This is a genomic window from Microbacterium sp. GW821-FHT01D02 (genome assembly GCF_059422585.1).
In genome coordinates this window covers 1,450,929-1,473,772 of the sequence record NZ_JBWKXB010000001.1, presented here as the reverse complement: position 1 = coordinate 1,473,772, position 22,844 = coordinate 1,450,929, and the positions used below count along the sequence as shown (strand labels likewise).

General features: G+C 68.1%; 20 protein-coding genes. 10 read left to right on the top strand and 10 right to left on the bottom strand.

The genetic code is table 11. From position 1 onward, the window contains the following. Positions 1 to 527 precede the first annotated feature (527 nt). From AC07VM_RS07280 to AC07VM_RS07260, 5 genes are all read left to right on the top strand, one after another. The gene (locus tag AC07VM_RS07280; protein ID WP_267416562.1) at positions 528 to 1,454 is read left to right on the top strand and encodes a ParA family protein; all 927 of its coding nucleotides are present in this window, start codon (positions 528 to 530) and stop codon (positions 1,452 to 1,454) included. Further along, positions 1,454 to 2,425 (top strand): ParB/RepB/Spo0J family partition protein, encoded by a 972-nt coding sequence (locus tag AC07VM_RS07275; protein ID WP_494910533.1) that lies wholly within the window; start codon positions 1,454 to 1,456, stop codon positions 2,423 to 2,425. Before AC07VM_RS07280 ends, AC07VM_RS07275 begins: the two co-directional genes overlap by 1 nt. Before the next feature lie 61 nt (positions 2,426 to 2,486). Then, positions 2,487 to 3,935: a sugar porter family MFS transporter gene (locus AC07VM_RS07270; RefSeq protein ID WP_494910532.1), complete on the top strand. Its 1,449-nt coding sequence runs from the start codon at positions 2,487 to 2,489 to the stop codon at positions 3,933 to 3,935. Between the two features lie 9 nt (positions 3,936 to 3,944). Then, positions 3,945 to 4,280, top strand: coding sequence for a hypothetical protein (locus AC07VM_RS07265; RefSeq protein WP_017829903.1), 336 nt, complete (start codon positions 3,945 to 3,947; stop codon positions 4,278 to 4,280). A gap of 1 nt (position 4,281) precedes the next feature. Beyond that, complete coding sequence (locus tag AC07VM_RS07260) at positions 4,282 to 4,812, top strand: GrpB family protein (RefSeq protein ID WP_494910531.1); 531 nt, start codon at positions 4,282 to 4,284, stop codon at positions 4,810 to 4,812. A gap of 88 nt (positions 4,813 to 4,900) precedes the next feature. On the opposite strand, the gene trxA is transcribed toward AC07VM_RS07260, so the two are convergent. The 4 genes from trxA to AC07VM_RS07240 form a co-directional block, all read right to left on the bottom strand. Continuing rightward, entirely contained in the window at positions 4,901 to 5,224 is a 324-nt protein-coding gene (trxA, locus tag AC07VM_RS07255) for a thioredoxin (protein WP_021201395.1), read from the bottom strand. A gap of 64 nt (positions 5,225 to 5,288) precedes the next feature. Beyond that, positions 5,289 to 6,269 (bottom strand): thioredoxin-disulfide reductase, encoded by a 981-nt coding sequence (trxB, locus tag AC07VM_RS07250; RefSeq protein ID WP_267416555.1) that lies wholly within the window; start codon positions 6,267 to 6,269, stop codon positions 5,289 to 5,291. Between the two features lie 118 nt (positions 6,270 to 6,387). Beyond that, complete coding sequence (murJ, locus tag AC07VM_RS07245; RefSeq protein WP_494910530.1) at positions 6,388 to 8,022, bottom strand: murein biosynthesis integral membrane protein MurJ; 1,635 nt, start codon at positions 8,020 to 8,022, stop codon at positions 6,388 to 6,390. Then, the gene (locus AC07VM_RS07240) at positions 8,015 to 10,198 is read right to left on the bottom strand and encodes a DUF6049 family protein (RefSeq protein ID WP_494910529.1); all 2,184 of its coding nucleotides are present in this window, start codon (positions 10,196 to 10,198) and stop codon (positions 8,015 to 8,017) included. The genes murJ and AC07VM_RS07240 overlap by 8 nt, the downstream gene beginning before the upstream one ends. Positions 10,199 to 10,296: 98 nt before the next feature. On the opposite strand from AC07VM_RS07240, the gene AC07VM_RS07235 reads away from it, so the two are divergent. From AC07VM_RS07235 to AC07VM_RS07215, 5 genes are all read left to right on the top strand, one after another. After that, complete coding sequence (locus AC07VM_RS07235) at positions 10,297 to 11,808, top strand: class I SAM-dependent methyltransferase (RefSeq protein WP_494910528.1); 1,512 nt, start codon at positions 10,297 to 10,299, stop codon at positions 11,806 to 11,808. 28 nt (positions 11,809 to 11,836) lie between these two features. Next, complete coding sequence (locus AC07VM_RS07230) at positions 11,837 to 12,892, top strand: LLM class flavin-dependent oxidoreductase (RefSeq protein ID WP_267416551.1); 1,056 nt, start codon at positions 11,837 to 11,839, stop codon at positions 12,890 to 12,892. A 144-nt stretch (positions 12,893 to 13,036) separates the two neighbouring features. Beyond that, positions 13,037 to 13,687 (top strand): dihydrofolate reductase family protein, encoded by a 651-nt coding sequence (locus AC07VM_RS07225; protein ID WP_494910527.1) that lies wholly within the window; start codon positions 13,037 to 13,039, stop codon positions 13,685 to 13,687. Between the two features lie 35 nt (positions 13,688 to 13,722). Further along, positions 13,723 to 14,145, top strand: coding sequence for a GNAT family acetyltransferase (locus AC07VM_RS07220; RefSeq protein ID WP_267416549.1), 423 nt, complete (start codon positions 13,723 to 13,725; stop codon positions 14,143 to 14,145). 52 nt (positions 14,146 to 14,197) lie between these two features. Next, positions 14,198 to 16,147: an MSCRAMM family protein gene (locus AC07VM_RS07215; RefSeq protein WP_494910526.1), complete on the top strand. Its 1,950-nt coding sequence runs from the start codon at positions 14,198 to 14,200 to the stop codon at positions 16,145 to 16,147. 12 nt (positions 16,148 to 16,159) lie between these two features. Here the strand turns inward: AC07VM_RS07215 and AC07VM_RS07210 are convergent, their stop codons facing one another. The 6 genes from AC07VM_RS07210 to AC07VM_RS07185 form a co-directional block, all read right to left on the bottom strand. Then, positions 16,160 to 17,923, bottom strand: coding sequence for an alkaline phosphatase family protein (locus AC07VM_RS07210; RefSeq protein ID WP_494910525.1), 1,764 nt, complete (start codon positions 17,921 to 17,923; stop codon positions 16,160 to 16,162). A 39-nt stretch (positions 17,924 to 17,962) separates the two neighbouring features. Continuing rightward, positions 17,963 to 18,871, bottom strand: coding sequence for an Abi family protein (locus AC07VM_RS07205; RefSeq protein WP_494910524.1), 909 nt, complete (start codon positions 18,869 to 18,871; stop codon positions 17,963 to 17,965). A 215-nt stretch (positions 18,872 to 19,086) separates the two neighbouring features. After that, positions 19,087 to 20,130, bottom strand: a complete 1,044-nt coding sequence (locus tag AC07VM_RS07200) for an ABC transporter ATP-binding protein (RefSeq protein ID WP_494910523.1) — start codon at positions 20,128 to 20,130, stop codon at positions 19,087 to 19,089. Then, the gene (locus AC07VM_RS07195; RefSeq protein ID WP_267416545.1) at positions 20,130 to 20,930 is read right to left on the bottom strand and encodes an ABC transporter permease; all 801 of its coding nucleotides are present in this window, start codon (positions 20,928 to 20,930) and stop codon (positions 20,130 to 20,132) included. Before AC07VM_RS07195 ends, AC07VM_RS07200 begins: the two co-directional genes overlap by 1 nt. A 2-nt stretch (positions 20,931 to 20,932) precedes the next feature. After that, positions 20,933 to 21,760: an ABC transporter permease gene (locus AC07VM_RS07190; RefSeq protein WP_494910522.1), complete on the bottom strand. Its 828-nt coding sequence runs from the start codon at positions 21,758 to 21,760 to the stop codon at positions 20,933 to 20,935. Continuing rightward, the gene (locus tag AC07VM_RS07185) at positions 21,757 to 22,836 is read right to left on the bottom strand and encodes an ABC transporter substrate-binding protein (protein WP_267416543.1); all 1,080 of its coding nucleotides are present in this window, start codon (positions 22,834 to 22,836) and stop codon (positions 21,757 to 21,759) included. The genes AC07VM_RS07190 and AC07VM_RS07185 overlap by 4 nt, the downstream gene beginning before the upstream one ends. Positions 22,837 to 22,844 lie beyond the last annotated feature (8 nt).

Below are 22,844 nucleotides of genomic sequence, written 5' to 3'. Positions count from 1 at the left end.
GGCTCAGGCGGCGGCGCGGGCGAGCTGCTGCATGCGCATGTGCCACCCGTCCTACATGAGTGAAGGGCGGGAAGGAGAAGGTACGCAGATGTTTCACGTGAAACGGCCGAGTCCTTGCTCGCAGGGCGCCGCTCGGACGGCCGGGCACGTCCTGCGTCCCGTGGCGCCGTACGTGCCTGTGCGCGAGAGATCGATCAGATCCGGGACCTCCACTGGGAGGTGACGAAGAGAGACGGTCGGGCCGGGGAGTGGGGGAAGGGACTGCTCCCGAGGGCGTCGCCGGTTCTGAACCTGCCCCCACAGGATCGGGCGGGCATGTTTCACGTGAAACACCGGACGAAGTCGACACTTCTATAGGCCGCGTAAGAGGAAACAGGGTGCATTCACTGTCTGCCCGCATCACGAATACCCGCGGAATTCCGCTGGAGGGGGCCATCCTGTTCGCTATCCCCATTCCGTGGCCCGCTGAGCCGTAATCCAACGTCGTCGCTTGCGATTAGAGTGGAACGCGGCCCCGAAAGGAGTGGATGTTTCACGTGAAACAATCCGAGAAGACACCGGCGAACGACTCCTTCGGGATGGACACGCCCCTGGCGCGGGAACTCGCCGACCTCTCCGCCCGAAGGCGAGCCCTCGAGGCCGCGACGGTCGAGTTCACGGGGGAGACCCGGGTTCTGACGGTGTCGAACCAGAAGGGTGGCGTGGGTAAGACCACGACCGCGGTGAACGTCGCATCGGCATTGGCCGGCCTCGGTGCCAAGGTACTGGTCATCGACCTCGACCCGCAGGGCAATGCCTCGACCGCGCTCGGCGTTCCGCACAGCGCGGACGTTCCCAGCGTGTACGACGTGCTCATCGAGGAAGTCCCCCTCGCGGAGATCGTGCAGCAGAGCCCGGAAGACCCCAACCTCTTCTGTGCACCCAGCACCATTCACCTGGCCGGCGCAGAGATCGAGCTCGTCGCCCAGGTCGCACGTGAGCATCGCCTGCGCCGAGCGCTCCTCGACTATCTCGCGGACAACCCGATGGACTTCGTCATCATCGACTGTCCGCCGTCTCTCGGGCTGCTCACGATCAACGCCTTCACGGCCGCATCGGAAGTGTTCATCCCCATTCAGTGCGAGTACTACGCACTCGAGGGTCTGAGCCAGCTGCTCGGCAGCATCCAGATGATCCAGAAGCACCTGAACCCCGCTCTCCACCTCTCCACGATCCTGCTCACCATGTTCGACGGACGAACCCGTCTCGCACAGCAGGTGGCGGATGAGGTGCGCACTCACTTCCCGGAACAGGTGCTGGAGACGGTCATCCCGCGCTCGGTCCGCGTCTCCGAGGCCCCGAGTTTCGGGCAGACCGTGATCGCCTACGATGGGCAATCCGCCGGCGCGATCGCCTACCGCGAGGCCGCTGTCGAAATCGCGTCGCGCACCGCGACGCAGAGCAAGGAGAAATGATGGCGAAGCGCACTGGACTGGGCCGGGGCATCGGTGCCCTCATCCCGACGGCGGATCAGGCTGAGCGTCCCGTCGACGTCTTCTTCCCCGGCGCGAGCCTTCGCCCGACGACTCCGGATGCGACGGTCGAGGAGAACACCGAGGGTCCAGAGCTCGAGGCGGTCCCCGGCATCCACCTGATCCAGGTCGACCCGAACGCGATCGTCCCGAACCCCCGTCAGCCGCGCACGCACTTCGATCCGGAAGACCTGGCCGAGCTCGTGCACAGCGTCCGCGAGTTCGGTGTGCTGCAGCCGGTCATCGTCCGGAAGAACACCGAGGGTGAGTACGAGCTCATCATGGGGGAGCGGCGTACGCGCGCCGCCCGCGAGGCAGGCCTCGAGGTCATCCCCGCGATCGTGCGCGACACCGCCGACGAGGATCTCCTCCGCGACGCCCTGCTCGAGAACCTCCACCGCTCCGAACTCAACCCGCTGGAAGAGGCTTCGGCCTACCAGCAGCTCCTCGAGGACTTCGGCATCACGCAGGAGGAGCTCGCCACACGGATCGGTCGCTCGCGCCCCCAGATCAGCAACACCATCCGTCTCCTGAAGCTGCCCGTTCCGGTGCAGCAGCGGGTGGCGGCCGGGGTCCTGACCGCCGGACACGCTCGCGCGATCCTCAGCCTGGAGACGCCGGAGTCCATGCAGCGTCTCGCGGACAAGGTCGTCAACGAAGACCTGTCGGTGCGGGCCACGGAGGAAGCAGCCAAGGCGCAACCCTCGGCCGGCAAGTCCGTGAAGCCGACTCCCGGGGCACGCCGTGCCTACCTGGACGAGGTCGCCGGCAAGCTCGGTGACCGGCTGAACACGCGCGTGAAGATCGCTCTCGGTGCGCGTAAAGGCCAGGTCACCATTGATTTTGCTTCGATCCAGGACCTCAATCGCATTCTCGAGGAGCTCGGCGAGAGCGGTTACGGTTCCACGAGATAACACCCCCGGGGATATACCGGTCCCTTAGACTCGCGTCATCATCGACGATGAGGGGGATGTCATGTCCAAACCAGTGGATGCCGCAGGTATCCGACGCCGCGTGATCGCGGTGAGTATCGCCGCCGCATTGGGTGGCTTCCTCTTCGGCTTCGATACCGCCGTGATCAACGGCGCTGTCGACGCCCTGGCCGGAGACGTCTCCGGATTCGACCTCGGCACCGGGCTGAAGGGCTTCGCCGTCTCGTCCGCTCTCATCGGCTGTGCGGTGGGTGCGTGGTTCGCCGGACCGGTCTCGAACAAGTACGGACGCATCCCCGTTATGGTCGTCGCGGCCGCGATGTTCTTCGTCTCCGCGATCGGATCCGGCCTCGCTTTCAGCGTGGTGGACTTGATCATCTGGCGTGTGATCGGCGGACTCGGCGTCGGCGCGGCATCCGTCATCGCCCCCGCGTACATCGCCGAGGTCTCACCGGCGGCGATCCGTGGACGACTCGGTTCCCTCCAACAGCTCGCCATCGTCACCGGTATCTTCGCCGCTCTGCTGTCCGACGCGCTGCTGGCCGGCATCGCGGGGGAGGCGGACCAGCCGCTGTGGGGGCTCACGGCCTGGCGCTGGATGTTCATGGTGGCCGCGATCCCCGCGCTGGTCTACGGCCTCATGTCACTGCGCCTTCCGGAGTCGCCACGATATCTGGTGCGCAAGGGCGAGCTGAAACGTGCGGCCGAGGTGCTCGAGACCGTCACCGGCACCGTCGACGTCCAGGGGAAGATCGACGAGATCACCGGCACGATCAACACGGAGCGCTCCGAGTCGCTGCGTGATCTGCGTGGCAACCGACTCGGCCTGAAACCGATCGTCTGGATCGGCATCCTGCTCTCGGTGTTCCAGCAGTTCGTCGGCATCAACGTGATCTTCTACTACTCGACGACGCTGTGGCAGTCCGTCGGATTCGATGAATCCAGTGCGCTCCTCACCTCCGTGATCACGTCGGTGACGAACATCGTGGTGACCATCGTCGCGATCCTGCTCGTCGACAAGATCGGACGCCGGATCATGCTGCTGGTGGGCTCGGTCGGAATGACCGTGACACTAGGACTGATGGCGCTCGCCTTCTCGTTCGGGACGCTCGACGCGCAGGGGACGGCCACGCTCCCGGACCCCTGGGCCACCGTGGCACTGATCTGCGCCAACGGGTTCGTGGTGTTCTTCGGCGCGAGCTGGGGTCCGCTGGTCTGGGTGCTCCTCGGTGAGATCTTCCCGAACTCGATCCGGGCCGGCGCTCTCGCCGTGGCCGCGGCCGCGCAGTGGGTCGCCAACTTCTTCATCTCGACGACGTTCCCGGCTTTCGCCGAGATCGGGCTCACCTTCGCGTACGGCTTCTACGCGTTCTTCGCCCTCCTGTCGTTCTTCTTCGTCTTCTTCAAGGTGCCGGAGACCAAGGGCAAGGAGCTCGAGGAGATGACCGAGAACATGAAGGTGGAGCGACGGAGGGGGCCGCAGCCGACGTAGGCTTGATGCATGACCGAGTCCGTTCAGCGTCGCGCCAGCCTGGAAGTGCTGCGCGCCGAGGCCGCCGACGAACTCGCGGTGCTCATCCAGGAGAGACTCCTCGGCGGGGAGGACCCCTGGGAGTTCATGGAGGAGCTTCCGAGCGTCGACGAGCTCGTCGTGTACCTCCTGCGCGCCGACAACATCAACGCCAACGACGGAGTGCGTCCCAACGCCGCCCGGCACTACCGTGTGCTGCGTCAGATCGCCCTAGAGTACCCGGAGCTCACCTCGGCCGTCTGGGGGCTCCTGGACGAGAAACAGCGCCACCGCCGCTGGGATCCGAGCGTCGCCGACGCCTCCTGACGTGGAACTCGCGCTCGTTCCCCACGACCCGACCTGGGCGGCGGCCTTCGAGAGCGTCGCGGCAGAGCTTCGGGAGTGCGGGAATCCGAACTGGGTCGTCGAGCACATCGGATCCACGGCGATCGCGGGGATGAGTGCGAAACCGATCATCGACGTCGCCGTGCGGATCGCGGGTGAGGACGACTTCGAGCAGCAGAAGACCGGTCTGGAAGCCGTGGGGTGGAGACTCGGAAGCGGAGTTCGAAGCCACAGGGTGATGGTTTTCGAGGAGGACGGCGTGCGCACGCGAATCGCCCACTTCTTCGAGGAGGCTGAGTGGGCTGAGGTGAACCAACGGGTACTTCGGGATTGGCTGTTGCAGCATCCGGAGGACGTCGAGCTCTACGAACGCGCGAAGCATGCCGCCCTCGCTGCCGCGCGTCTGGGAGACGACTCGTACAACGCCGGGAAGACGGCAGTGATTCAGATCATCACCGACCGTGCTCGCGCGGCTCGTGGACTGCCATCCGTTTCGGTGTCCGACAAGGACTGAGGCGAGAAGCGTCGCGCCCGCAACGTAGGGCGGAGACGAAGAAAGGGCCGCACCTCCCCGGGAGGTACGGCCCTTTCGCGTCAGAGGATCAGCCGATGAAAGCGGCGAGGTCCTTCTCGAGCGCGAACTTCGGCTTGGCGCCGATGATGGTCGTCTTGACCTCGCCGCCGTGGAAGACCTTCATCGCCGGGATCGACGTGATCTGGTACTTCATCGCCAGCTCGGGGTTCTCGTCCACGTTCAGCTTGAGGATCGTGATCTTGTCGGGGTTGTCGGCCTGGATCTCATCCAGCACCGGCGCGACCATACGACACGGACCACACCACTCGGCCCAGAAGTCCACCAGCACGGGACCGTCGGCCTGCAGAACGTCCTGCTCCCAGGTCGCCTGGCTCGTAGCCTTTGCACTCATCAGAGTTCTCCTTGATTCGAGGTTCGCCTGCTACAACAGCGGACGAGGGGAAAGTGTTCCCGATCTACGCCGTGGCGGTGAGGACCTCGGCGGCCTCCGCAGCCGGGACCTCCACGGAAGCGTCCTCAAAATCCGCGAGGAAGTGCTCCGCGTCGAGGGCGGCGATCGTGCCGGTGCCGGCCGCCGTGATGGCCTGACGGTAGGTCGGGTCGATCACGTCGCCGGCGGCGAACACACCGGGGACCGAGGTCTTCGACGAACGGCCGTCGACCCAGATGGTGCCCTCGGCGGTGAGCTCGAGCTTGTCGTGCACGAGGTGCGTGCGCGGGTCGTTGCCGATCGCGATGAACAGGCCGTCGAGCGGGAGGTCGCTGAGGGTGCCGTCGACCGTGGAGCGCAGCTGCACACCGGTCACAGAGTCGCCACCGAGCACCTCGGCGACCTCGCTGTTCCACACGAACTCGATCTTCTCGTTCGCGAACGCACGCTCCTGCATGATCTTCGAGGCGCGCAGCGTGTCCTTGCGGTGGATCACGTAGACCTTCTCAGCGAAACGGGTGAGGAACGTGGCCTCTTCCATCGCCGAGTCGCCGCCGCCGACGACCGCGATCGTCTTCTCGCGGAAGAAGAACCCGTCGCAGGTCGCGCACCAGGAGACGCCGTAGCCGGAGAGGCGCTCTTCGCCCTCGATGCCGAGCTTGCGGTATGCCGAGCCGGTCGCGTAGATGAGGGACTGGGTCTCGTGCTCCGCACCGCTGCCGAGGATGACCTTCTTGACCGGTCCGTCGAGCTGGAGCTCGGTGACGTCGTCGTAGACGACCTCCGTGCCGAACTTCTCCGCCTGCTCCTGGAACTTGGCCATGAGCTCCGGACCCTGGATGCCCTCCGGGAAGCCCGGGTAGTTCTCGACCTCGGTGGTGTTCATCAGCTCGCCACCGACCTCGACCGAGCTCGCGATGAGCAGCGGCTTGAGGTTCGCTCGGGCCGCGTAGATGGCAGCCGTGAATCCGGCGGGGCCGGAACCGATGATGATGACCTGACGCATGTGCTCTCCGTCGTAGAAACTGCGGTCGAATGACCTTCGACTGCTTCAACCCATGGTAACCGCGGGGCATTCCCTCAGCAGTGTGCGCCACCGGGCTGGGAGACGCCTCCGTGCGCGATCAGCGACCGGGGAGGAAACGGCGCACGAGCGCGCCGGCGGCCTTGAGCTCGGGTGCGCGCATGAGGGCCAGGATCGCGACGTAGACGACCACGACGACGAGGCCGATGATCGCGGTGCCGACAGCGCCGAGAACGGGACTCGAGACCATCCAGCCCTCAGCACCGCCGGCGAGCACGAGAGTGCCCCACCCGGCGAGGCCTGCGGGCACCCCGGCGACGGCGAAGCGACCGACGGCGGCCATCCAGGATCCGACCTGCAGCCCGCCGATCTTGCGGTGCAGCAGCCAGGTGGCCACCAACGTCTGCAGGACGCTCGCGATCGACTGCCCGAGTGCCACCGCGGCGGCGAGCGAGGTGAGGGGGATCACGTCGGCTTCGTACAGCGCCCACGCGGCCAGCGTGGTGAGGACGATCAGGACGCACTGGAAGATCGTGAACCAGAACGGCGTGCGGGTGTCGTCGTAGGCGTAGAAGGTGCGCTGGACGATGAACAGGATGGTGAGCGGGATCAGGCTCACGAGGTAGCAGAGCAGGACGAGAGCCGCGGACTGTGCAGCGCTCTCGGCTGTGACGCCCACCGCATCCTTCGTGAAGACGCGCGATGCCGGCACGGCGGCAGCGGCGACGGCGGCAGTGGCGGCGACGATGAAGAAGAGGAGCGTGCGGATGCTGCGCGCGATGTCCGCGCGTACCTCGCCGTCGCGTCCGGCCGCGGCATGCTCGCTGATCTGGGTGAAGTAGGGCGTTCCGATCGACAGCACGATCACCGAATAGGGGAGCATGAAGATCAACCACGCGTTCGCGGTGACGGTCGCGGAGGCTCCCGCTCCCGCCGCCTCGCTGACGATGAATCCCTGCAGGAATCCGGCGGCGAGACTCGCGAACGCCATGAGGAACGTCCACCCGGCGAGACGTCCGACGGTACCGAGACCCACGCCCCGCCAGCGGAAGTCGGGCTTGAGGGCAAGACCCGTGCGACGCCAGAACACGAGCAGCACCACGGCCTGCAGGGCGATGCCCAGCGTCGCGGTGCCTCCGAGGGTGTTGATCATCGCGGGCGTCCAGTACGCCGCGTCCGTCGAGACGGGAGCGAACACGGCGCCCAGGATGAGGAAGCCGATGATCGAGACGACGTTGTTGACGACGGGGGCCCAGGTGAATGGGCCGAAGATGCGTCGGGCGTTCAGTGCCTCGCCGAGCAGCGCGTAGAGCCCGTAGAGCAGGATCTGGGGCAGACACCAGTAGGCGAGCGCCGTGGCGAGGGCCATGATGTCGGCGCTCGCCTTGCCCGCGACCAGGTGGACCAGCCAGGGGGCTGCCGCCGTCGCGATTCCTGTGATCACGACCAGCACCACGGTCCCGAGCGTGAAGAGCTTCGAGATGAAGGCGTTGCCGCCATCCGCATCCGCGGTCGCCTTCACGATCTGCGGCACGATGACGGCGGTCAGGATGCCCACCGAGATCAGCGAGAAGACGCTGTTGGGCAGTTGATTCGCGTACGTGAAGGCGTCGGCCGGACCCGACTTGTACGACCCGATCACTCCGACCAGCACGATGCTGCGCAACAGTCCCGTGACGCGCGACACCATGGTGCCGGCGCCGATGATGGCGCTGGCGCGACCGAGACTACTCATGCTTGTCTTCGGTCGCGGTGGCCCCCGGTCGATCTTCCACGGCGTCCTCTTCCAATGCTTCGATCTGCGCCTCGACGGCGGATTCCTCGGCGGCTTCGCGACGCTTCCGACGGACGGTGCGGATGACGCCGAGCGCGATCAGCACGACCGTGATGCCGCCGAAGATGGCGAGCCCGATGGTCTCCCACTCGGCCCGGACAGCCACCCGGATGGATTCGGTGCCCTGGATCTGCACGCCCGTGGGGCTGTACAGGCTGAGCCGGAGATCGACCTCGCCACTGCCCACGCGCGCCGAGACGGGCACCTTGACGCGGGTGGTCGAGTTCGCCTGCACGTCGGTCTCGTTCATGGGCTTGACGTCGAGTCGCGCATCGGTGGGCGAGACGAAGAGCCGGACCTTGACCGGCCACGGCAGGTCATTGCGCACCGCGATCGGCAGGTCGGCGTTGGCCGTGAGCAGCTGGATGGTGCTGGACGGGGGGATGCTGACGGCGGCAAGGGTCGCGGTGGTCTGCGAGCGGTGCGCCTGGAGGTTCTCGGCGAACGCGGTCGGCGAGGTGCCCACGGCCATCGTGCGCAGGATCTTGATCCGCTCGGGACTCAGCAGCACCTGGGGGTCGGCGAGGATCGAGGAGAAGGAGGTGAGCGACGTCTCATCGGCGAGGAGGCTCTTCACGGCGGCCGCGCGGGCGGGATCGGCATCGTCGACGACGGTCGCGCTTACCGTCGGCTTCGCGCGGAGTGACGAGAGCTCGAACCCGACGGTGTCGGCCGCGGCGATGGCATCGCGCAGCGCATCGGCCGACCGACTCTCGTCGCGATCGAGGCCGATCAGCAGCGGGGCGCCCGGCGTCCGCGACTGCGCCAGCGAGAGACGGCCGGCGGCAGCGGCGAGGAGTCGCTGGCGATCGAGAGTGTTGGTCTCGGCGGCGACATCCGACAGGGTCGCGGAGGACGGGGCGTCGGTGACGAGGAGATCGTGACCGCCGGCCTTGGCGTGCGCGGCGCTCTTCCCACCGACGGAGGACGAGGAGACGATCGTGGTCGTGTCCTCTCCGAGGTATCCCGCGAAGGCGACGAGATCCTTCTGCGTGAGACTGTCGTCGGGCCAGAGGACGTTCGGCAGGGCGCCGTCGATCGCCGTGAGCTCCTCATCGTCGGGGAGGGCCGGCGAATCGGTGGGCTCCGGCGTCGGACCCGGCGTCGCGTCGGCGGCACCGGTCGGCGGGACCGTGGCCGGTGTCTGCGGGAAGTTCGCGGCGTTGAGGAACGGGGCGAACGTCGTCGGCTGGAGGAGCTCGGGCAGACCCGCCTGGGCCTGTGCCGCGGCATCCGCATCACCGAACTGCAGGGCGAACCGGGTGTTCGGGAGGTCGTCGAGGCGAGAGAGCCACTGCTTGGCGCTCTCCGGAGCGGAGGTGCCGAGCACGCGGATCGCGGCGGGGATGGACGGGTCGATGGCGAGCACCGCGGTGGTCCCCGCGACGCCGTCGAGCTGCGCGGTCAGCGCCCCTTCCGGCCCCGTGAGCGTGTTGAGCTCGTCGGCCGTGAGCAGCGATCCGCCCTCGGGGGTCGCGGTGATCGGGACGAGAACCCCGATCTGCGCCGTCCCGGTGCGGGGCACGACGAGGACGCTCGTCGCCGTCGCGGTCCCGGCATCCTCGCTGTCGTCGGCACCGCCGACCGTCGTGCCCGTGAGCTCGGCGCGCAGCGGGTACACGCCGGGGGAGAGAGTGCCGAGCGTGTTCTCCGACACGAAGACCGTGATCGTCGCCGACTCCCCGGCCTGGATCGCGTCGGTCTCATCGGCGCCGATCGCCGCGAACCTGCCCGCTGCCTCACCGTCGTCGAGCCAGGCCGACAGCGCCTCATCGTCCGTCAACGGCGTGCGGTTGAGCTCGACCTGGACCTGACCGCCGGACAGAGGCGACTCCGTGTCGTTCTCCACCGTGAGCACAGCCGTGGTCGACGACCCGGGGGTGACGATGCCGCGGAGACCCGCCGACACGTGGAGTTCCACGCTCTGCTCGTCGTCGGACGAGGACTGATCCGCCGCGAACGCCGAGCCCGGAGCGGCGAGGGCGCAGCCGCCCAGGACGATCGCGAAAACCGCGGTCCTGCCTGCGAGCCGTCGCAGGCGCGCACGGAGGCCGGTATCGGGGGTGGTCGCGGTCATGAAGGTCTTCCTCGAACGCCCGGAAAGGAGGCTGCTCGTGAGTACTGACCTAGCGATTCTAGGAGGCCCGGGGCAGGAGAACCCTGAAGACGCGTAGAGTGACGGCCGTGTCCGTCGCCCCCGCACCCGTCCCCGACCCGCTCCGCAGTGCCGCTCTCGCCGCCGACCTCGACGCGGCGGACCTCCGCTCCGAGCCCCTCCGGCGGCTGTGGGGCGAGGAGGCGGACGATGCCCTCGCCCGCGGGATGCGGGAGCCGATGCTGCGTGCGATCGCCGGAGACGACGGTGTGCTCGCCACGCTCGGGCGGCTTCTCGTGCTGGGGATGCCGCAAGCACGCGGACCCGTCGCGGACGCCCTGCCGCAGCTCGGAGTGGACGGGCTCGTCGCGCTCGGTCTCGCGATCGCCGACGCGGACACCGTGACGCCCACGGCCCTGCTGCGCCCGCAGTCGTTCGTCGACGCGGACGGCGTCGGGGAGTGGTGGATCGCGAGCGACCTCGACGAGGTGGCGCTCGACGGCGCGCTGCCGCCCGATCACGTGCTCGGCGTCGGAGGAGCATCCCGCACGCTCGCCGAGACCATCGTGCCGATCGAGGTCGATCGCGCGCTCGACCTCGGCACCGGATGCGGCATCCAGGCCCTTCTCGTCGCGCGCAGGGCGGGCACCGTCGTCGCCACCGACATCTCGGCCCGCGCTCTCGCCTTCGCGGAGCTCAACGCCCGCCTCAACGGGGTGGCGAACATCGAGTTCCGGCACGGCAGCATGTTCGAGCCGGTCGCGGGCGAGGCGTTCGATCTCATCGTCTCCAACCCGCCGTTCGTGATCACGCCGCGGGTGGAGGGCGTGCCCGCGTACGAGTACCGCGACGGCGGGCTGGTGGGCGATGCCCTGGTCGAGCAGTTCGTCCGCTCCGCGCCGGCCTTCCTCACGCAGAACGGCATCGCGCAGCTGCTCGGGAACTGGGAGTCCCGGGCCGGAGTCTCCGGGCTCGCACGACTGGAAGCCTGGGTGCCGGCCGAGCTCGACCTCTGGGTGATCGAACGCGAGGAGCTCTCGCCCCTCGGCTACGCGGAACTGTGGATCCGGGACGGAGGCACGACGCCCCGCGACCCCTCCTTCACGCCGCTGCTCACCGCCTGGCTGGACGACTTCGCAGCGCGCGCGGTCACCTCGATCGGCTTCGGCTACGTCCTGATGCGCCGAGGGACATCGGGCCTGCCCCTGCGCCGCACGGAGCGCCTCGCCCAGCACGTGTCGAACGTGGGCGCCGCGCTGGGCACGGGGCTCGTCGCGCACGATGCCCTCGCAGAAGGGATGCCCGCGACCCTGGTCGTGGCGGCCGACGTCACCGAAGCACGGCACCTCCTCCCCGGCAACGACGACCCGAGCGTGATCGAGCTGCGACAGGGCGGGGGCTTCAGCCGCACGGTCGCCGTCGACCCGGCGCTCGCCGGATTCGTCGGCGCCTGCGACGGAGAGCTCACCGTGGTGCAGATCGCCGCCGCGCTGGCCGAGCTCTTCGAGGTGTCCCTGCCCGACCTCTGGGCGGAGCTCGAGCCCCGCATCCGGTCGCTCGTGCTGGACGGCATCCTGGTGCCCGAGGAATAGAGAAGCGATCCATGCGTTGGAATAGATCATGAAGGCTTTCGGATTCCTCTCGTTCGGGCACTACGCCGACGTTCCCGGTTCGGCGACCCGCACGGCGGGCGACATGTTGAAGCAGACGATCGAGATCGCCGAAGGGGCCGACGAGATCGGTGTGAACGGCGCCTCGGTGCGCGTGCACCACTGGGCCCGCCAGGCGGCATCTCCCATGCCCCTCCTCTCCGCGATGGCCGCGCGCACGAAGCGCATCGAGGTCGGGACCGGTGTGATCGACATGCGGTACGAGAACCCCTTCCAGTTCGCGGAGGAGGCGGCCGCCCTCGACCTGATCGCCGACGGCCGCATCGCCCTCGGCGTGAGCCGTGGGTCACCCGAGACGGCGCTGCGCGGCTATGAGACGTTCGGCTACGTCGACGAGGAGGACACCGAGCGCGGCAGTGTGCTGGCGCGCGAGAAGTTCGACCTGTTCCTGCGTGCGATCGACGGCGAGGGCATCGCCCCCGGGGATCCGCGGATGGTGGGCGCCGGTCGCTACCTGCAGATCGAGCCGCAGTCTCCGACGCTCCGCGACCACATCTGGTGGGGATCCGGATCTCGTGCCACGGCCGAGGAGACCGGGCGCAAGGGTCTCAACATGATGAGCTCGACGCTCGTGACCGAGGCGACCGGACAGCCGTTCCACGAGCTGCAGCGCGAGCAGATCGAGCTGTTCCGCTCCGCCTACAAGGCCGCCGGACACACCGGTCGGCCGCGGGTATCGGTCAGCCGCAGCGTGTTCCCGCTCGTGTCCGACATGGACCGCGCGTACTTCGGGCTGCGCAGCGAGGAGAACGCCGACCAGATCGGCATCATCGACGGGTTCCGCTCCACGTTCGGCAAGACGTATGCCGCGGAGCCCGACGTGCTGATCGCGCAGCTGAAGCAGGATGAGGCCGTGATGGCCGCCGACACCCTCCTGCTCACGATCCCGAACCAGCTCGGACCGGAGTACAACCTGCACGTCCTGGAGGCCTTCGCCACGCACGTGGCTCCGGCACTCGGATGGAAGCCGAACACGGAGGGCCCGGTCCAGGGCGATCCCGTCTGAGGTCGTGAGCGCCGAACGCCTTCCTGCGCCCGGGGGATCCGCAGGTCGGCGAACGGCGCTCTTGACATCGGGCGGAGGGAGCGCGGACGCTGGGGACGGCCCGTCGCTCGACGGGGCAATCCCGCGCAGTCTCCGGAGGCACCCATGACCCGTGTTCGCGTCGATCTCAACATCTCGCTCGACGGCTTCGCCACGACCACGGATCAGACGCCGGAGAACCCGTTCGGCGAGGACTGGGCGCGCCTCACGGCCGCATACACCGCGACGCGCACCTTCCACGAGCGCGTCTTCCACGACACCAGCGGCGCGGGCACCACCGGGGTGGACGAGAAGTACGCCGCCCACTACTTCGAGAACATCGGCGCCGAGATCATGGGCGCCGGGATGTTCGGACTCCACGCCAACCCGGACGACCCGGACTGGCGCGGCTGGTGGGGAGACGAGCCGCCGTTCCACGCGCCGGTCTTCGTCCTCACCCACACCCCGCGTCCCTCGATCGAGTTCGCGAACGGCACGAGCTTCCATTTCCTCTCCGTGTCGCCGGAAGAGGCCCTCCGCCTGGCCGTCGAGGCCGCGGGCGGACAGGACGTGCGCGTGGGAGGCGGCGCGACGACCGTGCGCGAGTACCTGCGCGCGGGTCTCGTCGACGAGCTGCACGTCGGCATCACGCCGATTCTGATCGGCAGCGGCATCCGCCTGTGGGACGACCTCCGCGGGCTCGAGAACGGGTACCGGGCGACCTCGGAGGTCGCCGAGTCCGGCGTGGTCCACGTCACGTTCTCACGCGAGGGCTGACGGGGCGGGACCCCGCGATCTGGAAGGCTGGAGGGATGCGTATCCGTCCGTTCCAGCCCGAAGACACCGAGCCCGTCATCGCTCTCTGGGAGGCGGCAGGACTCACCCGACCCTGGAACGATCCGCGAAAGGACATCGCGCGGAAGGCGACGGTGCAGCCCGAGCTCTTCGTGGTGGCGGAAGACGACTCCGGACGCATCCTCGGTTCCGTCATGGCCGGATACGACGGGCACCGCGGCTGGATGAACTTCCTCGCCACGCAGCCGGATTCGCGGGGGCTGGGGGTCGGCCGCGACCTCGTGGCGCACGTCGAGGCGGAGCTCCGCGCGCGCGGTTGCCCGAAGGTCTCGCTCCAGGTCCGCACCGCCAACGCGCAGGTCGTCGACTTCTACCGGCGGCTGGGGTACGAGGTCGATGACACGATCGCGCTGGGCAAGCGGCTGATCTCCGACGAGTAGTCGCAGCAAACATTCACTTTTCGATCGTCCGGTATACCAGTACGCTGACCGCATGCGCCTGCGTCGCAGCGGAATCCTCGTCGCAACCCTCGCCCTCGTCGCCGTGATGGTGGGGACGACACCCGCTGCCGCTGCCACGACGACGTCCTGGGCGAGCTGGCAGGCGCTCGCCGGCACGGGCGGTGCGTACACGACGACGGTGCAGATCGCGGCTCAGCCCGCGCTCACCGCGACGATGACGAGCGACTCGCGGTCCGGCCAGGTGGGCGTGATCTCCGGTGCCTCGACGTGGCTGTCCGCGGGGACGCCCATCGGTGCCAAGTACGGCTCCAGCAGGGACCAGGGATACCTGAACCTGCGACCCAAGGCGGACAACGCGACGAGCCCGTCCACGACGACCTACTCGTTCGCCGCACCGACCCCGACGTCCGGATGGGCCTTCGCGCTCGGCGACATCGACTCCGACAGCGTGCGCATCCGCGCCGTGGCCCCCGACGGGCACGTGCTCGACGCGAGCGAGATCGGCCTCAGGGACCGGTTCAACTACTGCGCCCCGGCGGTGGTGGGAAAGCCGTCCTGTACCGGTGCCGTGGACGACGTCCCCACGTGGGACGCTGCTACCCTGACGCTGACCGGCAATGCCGCGGCGGCCGACACGAGCGGGTCCGCGGCCTGGTTCGAACCGTCCACCCCGATCAGCTCGCTGAGCTTCATCTTCACCCGTCGCGCGGGCTTCCCCGTCTACCAGACCTGGTTCGCCTCGATCTCCCGCGACATCACGGGAGTGGTCGCCGACCAGGCCACGGGACCGCTGCCCGGCGTCGCGCTGTCGCTCACGGACGGCAACGGCACGGTCGTCGCGACCACGACGACGGCCGTCGACGGCAGCTACTCGTTCCCGAGCTTCGTGGCGACGGACGGCTACTCGGTGCGCGTCGAACCGCCCGACGGCAAGATCGCGGTGGGCGCCACGACCGCGGCCGTCGACCTCACGACCGTCGACGGCGTCGCGGACTTCACGGTGCGCGACATCGTCCCCGTCGCCGTCTCCGGCCAGGTGACGGACACCACGGGCGCACCGATCGCCGGAGTGACCGTCACGATCGACGGCAACACGACGACCACCGACGCGAACGGTCGCTATCTGTTCGACGAGGTGGCGGTCGGAACGCACACGGCCACGATCACGACGCCGACGGGGTACACGATCGCCGTGCAACCGCCGCCGTTCTCCGTGCCGGAGGAGAGCGAGGTGCCGATCACGGACGTCGATTTCCAGCTCGCCGAGAACCCGGATCTGAGCGGCGTCGTGCGCTCGAACGGCGCGGGCGTGCCCGGTGTGACGGTGACGGCGGTCGGACCGGGAGGAGTGACCCTCACGCGGGTCACCGACGCCTCCGGTGCCTACACCTTCCCGGGACTGGTCTCCGGATCCTACGAGATCACGATGAGCACACCGGCGGGATACGTCGCCACCACCCCGGTGGTCCGCGATGAGCAGGTGGACGCGGTCGACGTCGCCGACGTGGACTTCGAGCTCGCGCGTCTCGGCGCGATCGACGGCACGGTCCGCGACGACGACGGAGCACCCGTCGCCGGCGTGGTGGTCGAAGTGACCGGACCCGGCGCCCCGCAGCAGCTCACCTCGGATGCGGACGGCAGCTACGGGCTGGGGGCGCTGCCCCCCGGCACCTACACCCTCACCGTCGTGCCCCCGACCGGAACCTCCGTCGTCGGCGCCGCGACCCGTACGGTCGTGATCACCGCAGCCGGTGAGGCGGTTCCGGAGCAGGACTTCACCCTCGCCGCCGATGTCATCGTGACGCCGACACCCACCCCCACGCCGACGCCGACACCCACGCCTTCGACGGGCGGCGGGAACGGCTCCCTGCCCACGACCGGACTCGGACCCGAGACGTTCGCCTGGGCGGCCGGGGGTGCGGCCGTGCTCGTCCTCGGCGCGACCCTCCTGATCCTCGGTCGCCGGCGCTCGCGGCGCTGAGACGCGGGCCGGTCAGCTGCTCTTCGGAGGGCCGAACAGCTCCTCACCGTGCTCGTGCAGCAGCCGGTAGGCGTCGGCGAACGTCTCGGGGTCGCGCTCCCCGGGCTTGCCGTAGCGCGCGAGGAGCAGTCCGAGCAGGCCGCGTGCCGGCGGGGTGAGCGGCTTGAGGTGATCTTCCTCGTTCGGCTGCGGCGTCCCGTCCTCGGGGTTCGGCGGCGTGTACGCGGGGGTCGTGACCGGCCAGTCCGCGGGATGCCGTGGACGATCCAGGTTCACGACGTTGTAGAGGGTGTTCGCCGAGGCGTCGCGGTCGTTGAGCGGCTTCAGGCCGTGCAGGCGGGAGAGCGTCGCGGTGACGGAGCCGTGGTGCATCTCGTCGTGGATGATCGACCCGCGTCTCGTGTACGCCGACACGGCGATGGCCGGGACGCGGCATCCGAGTCGATCGAAGGTGAAGCCCATCTCGCCGGCCTTCGTGTCCGGGGTGGGTTTCGTCGCCGCGGGCGGTGGCACGTGGTCGTAGCATCCGCCGTGCTCGTCGAACGTGATGAGCAGGAGGGTGTTCACGGCGTTCGACCCCTGAGGTGACGCGCTCGTGCGCACGGCCTCGTAGATGTCATGGATGAGTCGGTCCCCGGCGCGCACATCCGAGATCGCGCTGTCGAACACCTCTCGTCCCGCGACATCGCTCGCGCGGGGTGCGCCGAACGGGGGATGGAAGTCGTTGTGGTCGTAGACCATCCGCGGCTCGATGAACGCGTACGCCGGGAGGGTGCCGTTCTTCGCGTCGGCGTAGAAGTCCTCCATGGTTCCGAAGTGGTCGGTGCGCCAGTACTTCTCGAGCACCGCGGCATGCAGCATCCCCGTGAACGAGACGAGCTGGAGCTTGTCGATGTAGACCTTCCAGCTCACGTGCTTGTCCTCGAGCCGATTGAACACCGTCGGTGCCGCGGGCGCATCGATCCACTTGTCGTAGCCGCCGCCCGCCTGATTCGTCACGAAGCCGTGCGAGGTGGACGCATGGAAGAACGAGCGGTTGCAGAACGTCTGCGACGGGACACCGGCGTACCAGTGGTCGAACACCGCGAACTCGGCGGCGAGCGTCGACAGCACGGGGAGCATCTCGGGCGAGAACGAGCCCATGATGTGCTTGGCCTCGTCGACGCTCGGGTCGGTGCCCTTGCGCAGACGGCGGAAGTTGATGATGTAGTCCTGGAGGAAGCCCGACATCGTGGCCTTCTCGCCGTGCGCCGGGGCGTTGAACGGCGCCGTCATCTGGTCGACGAAGAGGTCGGCGTTGGTCTTCGGGTCCACCGTGCCGAAGATCTGCGTGTTGACGTGCGGGTACTCCTCCCCGGGATCCGGGTCGGGGAGGCTCATGATCCGATCGGTGTCGCCCTCGTAGACGTGCGCCTCGATCACCGTGCCGTCGGAGGCCGCGTTGCTGTGCTTTCCGAACGCCAGTCCCTCGAACGTCTCCCCGTCCGGCAGATTCTCCTTGGAGTACAGATAGCCGAGGAGGTTGTCGAAGGAGCGGTTCTCGCCCATCACGACGACGAGGTGGTCGAAGCCCGGCTCGCTGCGCGGAGTGAGAGCGGCGAACGGATCGGGGGCGTCCGCGAAGCCGTCGCGCGCACCTCCCGCGACGGACGCTCCGATCGCCGCACCACCGGCCCCGCCGACGACCGCGCCCGCAAGCGCCGCACCGCCGATCTTGAAGAAGCCTCGGCGAGACGTGTCGGAAACCGCAGGGGAGGAGGAGTCGTCATCGGCCACGAGGCGATCCTATGACCGCGTCGCTTCTGGGCGGGGATGTCATCCCACGAGCTCCTCCCGGTGATCCCGGGGGTTCAGGGGTTTCAGGAGCCCTTGCCAGAAGACCCGGTGCTGGCCGTGGTCGGAGAAGAGAGCGGGCAGCACGGGATCCGCGCTCATGCCACGCATCGCGATGTCGTCGAGAGAACTCACGACGTCGAGGACGGAGCGAGGTTCGAATTGCCCCGTGATCCGCTTGGCTTTGGCACGGACGTTGCTCGGAGTAGGACCGGCATCGATGACCGAATGGTTCCAAAGTCGGCTGTGATGTGCGCAACGATTGCGCAGGTAGACAAGGGCACGGACACGGTTGGCGAAACCCGCGTGTGCCACTCCGAGGCTTGCCGCCACAGCTCCGGCGAGCGACCCGCGGGCTCCTCTTTCGATGGCTTTGGACAGCGTTCCGAATGACCACGCTTCGACGGCCGACCAGACCGGAAGCTCGTCGAATCGTGAGTCGACGGTCTCCCCGACTCGGAAGCGAAGGATGTGACGCTCTTTGCTTCGCGCGATGTCTCGGATGCAGGACTCGACGGTCGGTTCTCCGCCGATATCGAGGTAGAAGTCTCTCTGGAGGTACTGACCGTAGGCGCCGCAGAGGTTCGCGATGACATGCGCCGTGTGGCTGCGCAACATCAGTTCTACGCGCGTCAACTGACGGGTGAGCTGCGAGCGCACCTGCTCGTCCGCGTCGTAGACCGCCCGGATCTCCTCGAACGTGGTCCCTGGCTGATAGCGATCATCGCCATGGTGCGGTGCCCTCTGGAAGTATCGTGCGTACCCCGAGAACCTGTAGTAATTCTCGGCTCTGAGGAAAGCTCGCGCCGCCGTCCAGTCGGACGCCGCGAGCTCACGCGTCGTGAGAAGCACGATCTGTTGATCCCAAGACAGAGGCGCCTTCGAGATCATGACTCTTCACTCCCCAGTAAAGAAAAGGCCCCTCCCATTTGAGCATCGTGGAGAGGCTTGGGAGGGGGTCGATTGATTCCAGTCTAGACGACCGGGTCTTCTTCGATCCGGTTGTCCACAGGGCGATCTCATACGAGAGTGCAGCGATGTGCACCACTTCGTTCCATCGTGGTCGTGTCCAGCGCAATACACGCGCACCGGACACGACCGCGGTGTCAGGCGGCGGCGATCCAGAGCACCGCGCCGTCGCGCCAGCCGAGACCGGCGGTGCCCTCGGGGATCGGCTCCTCGTGCCGCGGGCGGACGACGCGCATCCGCTTGCCGGCGAGCTCGACGATATAGACGATGTCGGCGCCGCGGTACACGTGGGTGACGACCTCGACGCTCATGGGAGCATCGGCGCCGACGACGGGCGACAGCCGCAGGTCTTCCTGACGGAGCACGACCTCTCCGGCGCCGTCCGGACCCGCACCGGTCATCGGCACCTGGATGGCGGTGCCGTCGAGCGTCGCGACCGCGCCGGAGCGGGTCGCCGGCAGCAGGTTGGCCGCGCCGATGAAGTCGGCCGCGAAGGGGGTGCGCGGTGCGCCGTAGAGCTCCGCCGGTGCACCCTCCTGCTCGATCACGCCGCCGTTCATGAGGACGATGCGGTCGGAGAGGCTCATCGCCTCCTCCTGGTCGTGCGTCACGAACACCGTGGTGAGCCCGAGCGTGCGGTGCAGCTCCTTCAGCTCGACCTGCATGTCCTCACGCAGCCGCGCGTCGAGGTTCGACAGCGGCTCGTCGAGCAGGAGCACGCGGGGCTCGAACGCGATGGCGCGGGCCAGGGCGACGCGCTGCTGCTGTCCGCCCGACAGCTGTGCCGGCATCCGATCGGCGAGGTGGCCCATCTGCACGCGCTCCAGGGCGCGCACGGCCAGCTCCTTCTGCTCGGCCTTCGACTTCTCGCCCGACATCCGCAGACCGAAGCGCACGTTCTCGACCACGCTCATGTGCGGGAAGAGCGCGTAGCTCTGGAACATCATGCCGAGGTGGCGCTTCTCGGGCGGGAGCTTGGTCACGTCCTGACCCGCGATCTCGATCGTGCCGCCGCTCGGCGACTCGAGCCCCGCGATGCAGCGGAGCAGCGTGGTCTTGCCGCAGCCCGAGGGGCCGAGCAGGGAGACGAACTCCCCGGACTGCATCGAGAGGTCGATGCCCTTGAGCACCTGGGTCCCCTTGAAGTCCTTGGTGAGAGCAGTGATGGTGAGTGTTGTCATCAGACGAACAACCTTCCCAGGCCGATGATGCGTTCGAGCACGATCATGAGGACGACGGTGAGCAGGACCATGAGGGTCGAGACGGCCGCCACGGTGGGCGACGTGCTGAACTCCAGCTGGCCGTAGATGGCGATGGGCAACGTCTCGAGCTGCGGGGTGCGCAGGAAGAGGGCGATGACCGCATCGTCGAACGAGATGTTGAAGGCGAAGAACGCGCCGGCGGCGATGCCGGGGCGGGCGATGGGGAGCACGACCAGGCGGTAGCGGTTCCAGGTGCTGGCACCCAGGGTGCGCGCCGCCTCCTCCGTGAAGTGGTCGGCCCTGGTCATGACGCCCGTGACGGTGCGCATCACGTAGGGGATCGCGATCACCACGTGGATGGCGATCAGGACTCCGACATTGGGGGCGCCGATCGTGAGCGACGCGATGGACAGGGCGCCGATCGCGAGGATGATCGTGGGGATCGTCAGCGGCGACATCAGCAGGGCCTGGATGGCCGCGCCTCCCGGAACCTTGAACCGGGTGAGGGCGAGAGCGGCCGCCGTGCCGATGGCCGCGGCCACGATGGCGACCGTCACACCGACGAGGAGGCTCAGACGGAACGGTTCGAGGTAGGTGTCGGACGTGAGCGCCTCGACGTACCAGTCGAGCGTGAAGCCCTGGCCGGGGAACGTGAGGAAGCGGTTCTCGCCGACGGAGGCGCCGGCGACGACCATGAGCGGCACGAGCATGTACAGCGTCACGACGACGCCGAGGACGATGGCGAGGACCCTGCCGAGGATCGGAACGGAACGGACCATGGTCACACCTTCTGCTTCCCGAGTCGGGACGTCGCCGCGAGCACCAGCATGACGCCGGCGAACAGCAGCACGGCCTGAGCGGCGGCGAACGACCAGTCGAGGTTGGTGGTCGCGTCGACGTAGATCGTCTGGGCGAACACCGGGATCTGGGCCCCGCCGATGAAGCGGGGAGTGATGAACGAGCTCACCGACAGGACGAACACGAGCGAGGCGCCGGCGACGATGCCGGGGATCGCGAGGGGGAGGACGACGTGCCACAGCGTGCGCCAGAACCCGGCGCCCAGCGTGCGGGACGCCTCTTCCAGCTGCGGCCGGATGCCGGAGATGACGCCGAGGATGCTGAGGACCGCGAACGGCAGGAGAACCTGCACCATCGCGATCACGACACCGGTCTCGGTACCGAGGAAGCCCTGGGCGCCGCCGACGAGGAACTCGGCGCCGGGGATCTTCATCAGGAGTCCGGACGGGCCCATCAGGACCACCCAGCCGAAGGTGCGGACCACGACGCTCGTCATGAGCGGCAGGATCACCACGATCAGGAGGAAGGAGCGGGCCTTCGATCCGGCGCGGGCCATCACGTAGGAGAGGGGGATGGCGATGATCAGGGTGATCACGGTCTGGATCACCCCCAGGCGGAGCGAGCGCAGCGCCGCCTGGAGGTGATATTCACTCGAGAAGAGTCGGGTGAAGTTGTCGAGGCTGAACCCGCCTGCCGACGATTGCACGCTCATGAGGAGCATGCCTGCCACCGGGGTCACGAAGGCGAGCGCGAGCAGCACGATCGCCGGCAGGAGCAGGAGCCAGGGCTCCCTACGGGTTCGAACACTCATTTGGTGATCAGCGCATTCCACTCATCGGTCCAGGACTGCCGCGAAGCCGCGACATCGCCCGGAGCGTAGACGACGACCGAGTCCAGCTCGTCACCCGTCAGCACCGCGTCCGCGGCGTCGTCGGAGAGCTCGGTCTTGGTGTTGACCGGCGAGTACCGCATGTTCTCCGCGAACACGGCCTGCGCTTCGGGACGCAGTTCGAAATCGACGAAGAGCTTGGCGAGCTCCGGGTTGTCCCGGCCCTCGACCACGTTCGCGGTGATGAGAGAGGCGGTGACGCCCTCTTCCGGGACGATGAACTCTACCGGAAGGCCCGCGTCCTGCAGCGTGCCGGCGTAGTCCATCGCGTACGGTGCGAGCCACGTGTCGCGCTGGGCGAACGCGGTCTGCAGGTCGGGCGAGGTCGGGACGACGATCGCGTCACCCGAGGAGGCCAGCGCACCGAGGTCGGCGATCGCCTTCGACGGGTCGTCGATGCCGCCGCCGAGTGCGTCGGCGACGCGGAGCATCGAGAGCACGCCGTAGGTGTTCGAGAAGTCCGTGAGCGCGACGTGGCCCGCGTAGGCGTCGTCGAACAGGTCCAGCCACGAGGTGGGGGCCGGAGCATCCGCCTCGGTGTTGTAGACGAGTCCGATCGGCGCGAGCTGGATGACCGGTCCCTCGCCCCGCTCGAGCCCCGCGGTCGCGAGGTCGATCAGGTCGCCGGACTCGGACAGCTCGTCGGCCTTGATGGGCGCGATGAGGCCGTCCTTCGCCGCGGTGAACTCCTGTCCGCCGGAGAAGTGCACGACGTCGATCTGCGGGCTCGCCTTCTGGGCGGTGACCTGCGCGAGGGCGTCGGCGCTGTACAGCGTGATCAGCTCGACCTTGGCGCCGGTCTCCTCCTCGAAGGGATCGACGACGGCCTCGATGAAGGCCTTTTCCCAGTCGCCGCCGAACGAGGTGACGACGATGGTCTCGCCGGCGAACTCCTTGTCGCCGGACGATGCGCTGTCGTCACCGGCCGAGCAGCCGGCGAGGACGAGGGCGCCGGTGGCGATGAGCGCTCCGGTGGTGAGGATTCTTCGGGTATTCATGCACTGCT

Excerpts from the sequence above, each read along its gene's own strand:
- AC07VM_RS07240 (WP_494910529.1), bottom strand. The coding sequence starts at position 10,198 with ATGACCGCGACCACCCCCGATACCGGCCTCCGTGCGCGCCTGCGACGG.
- AC07VM_RS07275 (WP_494910533.1), top strand. The coding sequence starts at position 1,454 with ATGGCGAAGCGCACTGGACTGGGCCGGGGCATCGGTGCCCTCATCCCG.
- AC07VM_RS07215 (WP_494910526.1), top strand. The coding sequence starts at position 14,198 with ATGCGCCTGCGTCGCAGCGGAATCCTCGTCGCAACCCTCGCCCTCGTC.
- trxA (WP_021201395.1), bottom strand. The coding sequence starts at position 5,224 with ATGAGTGCAAAGGCTACGAGCCAGGCGACCTGGGAGCAGGACGTTCTG.
- AC07VM_RS07190 (WP_494910522.1), bottom strand. The coding sequence starts at position 21,760 with ATGAGTGTTCGAACCCGTAGGGAGCCCTGGCTCCTGCTCCTGCCGGCG.
- AC07VM_RS07280 (WP_267416562.1), top strand. The coding sequence starts at position 528 with ATGTTTCACGTGAAACAATCCGAGAAGACACCGGCGAACGACTCCTTC.
- AC07VM_RS07200 (WP_494910523.1), bottom strand. The coding sequence starts at position 20,130 with ATGACAACACTCACCATCACTGCTCTCACCAAGGACTTCAAGGGGACC.
- AC07VM_RS07230 (WP_267416551.1), top strand. The coding sequence starts at position 11,837 with ATGAAGGCTTTCGGATTCCTCTCGTTCGGGCACTACGCCGACGTTCCC.
- AC07VM_RS07225 (WP_494910527.1), top strand. The coding sequence starts at position 13,037 with ATGACCCGTGTTCGCGTCGATCTCAACATCTCGCTCGACGGCTTCGCC.
- AC07VM_RS07205 (WP_494910524.1), bottom strand. The coding sequence starts at position 18,871 with ATGATCTCGAAGGCGCCTCTGTCTTGGGATCAACAGATCGTGCTTCTC.
- trxB (WP_267416555.1), bottom strand. The coding sequence starts at position 6,269 with ATGCGTCAGGTCATCATCATCGGTTCCGGCCCCGCCGGATTCACGGCT.
- AC07VM_RS07220 (WP_267416549.1), top strand. The coding sequence starts at position 13,723 with ATGCGTATCCGTCCGTTCCAGCCCGAAGACACCGAGCCCGTCATCGCT.
- AC07VM_RS07265 (WP_017829903.1), top strand. The coding sequence starts at position 3,945 with ATGACCGAGTCCGTTCAGCGTCGCGCCAGCCTGGAAGTGCTGCGCGCC.
- AC07VM_RS07195 (WP_267416545.1), bottom strand. The coding sequence starts at position 20,930 with ATGGTCCGTTCCGTTCCGATCCTCGGCAGGGTCCTCGCCATCGTCCTC.
- murJ (WP_494910530.1), bottom strand. The coding sequence starts at position 8,022 with ATGAGTAGTCTCGGTCGCGCCAGCGCCATCATCGGCGCCGGCACCATG.
- AC07VM_RS07270 (WP_494910532.1), top strand. The coding sequence starts at position 2,487 with ATGTCCAAACCAGTGGATGCCGCAGGTATCCGACGCCGCGTGATCGCG.
- AC07VM_RS07185 (WP_267416543.1), bottom strand. The coding sequence starts at position 22,836 with ATGAATACCCGAAGAATCCTCACCACCGGAGCGCTCATCGCCACCGGC.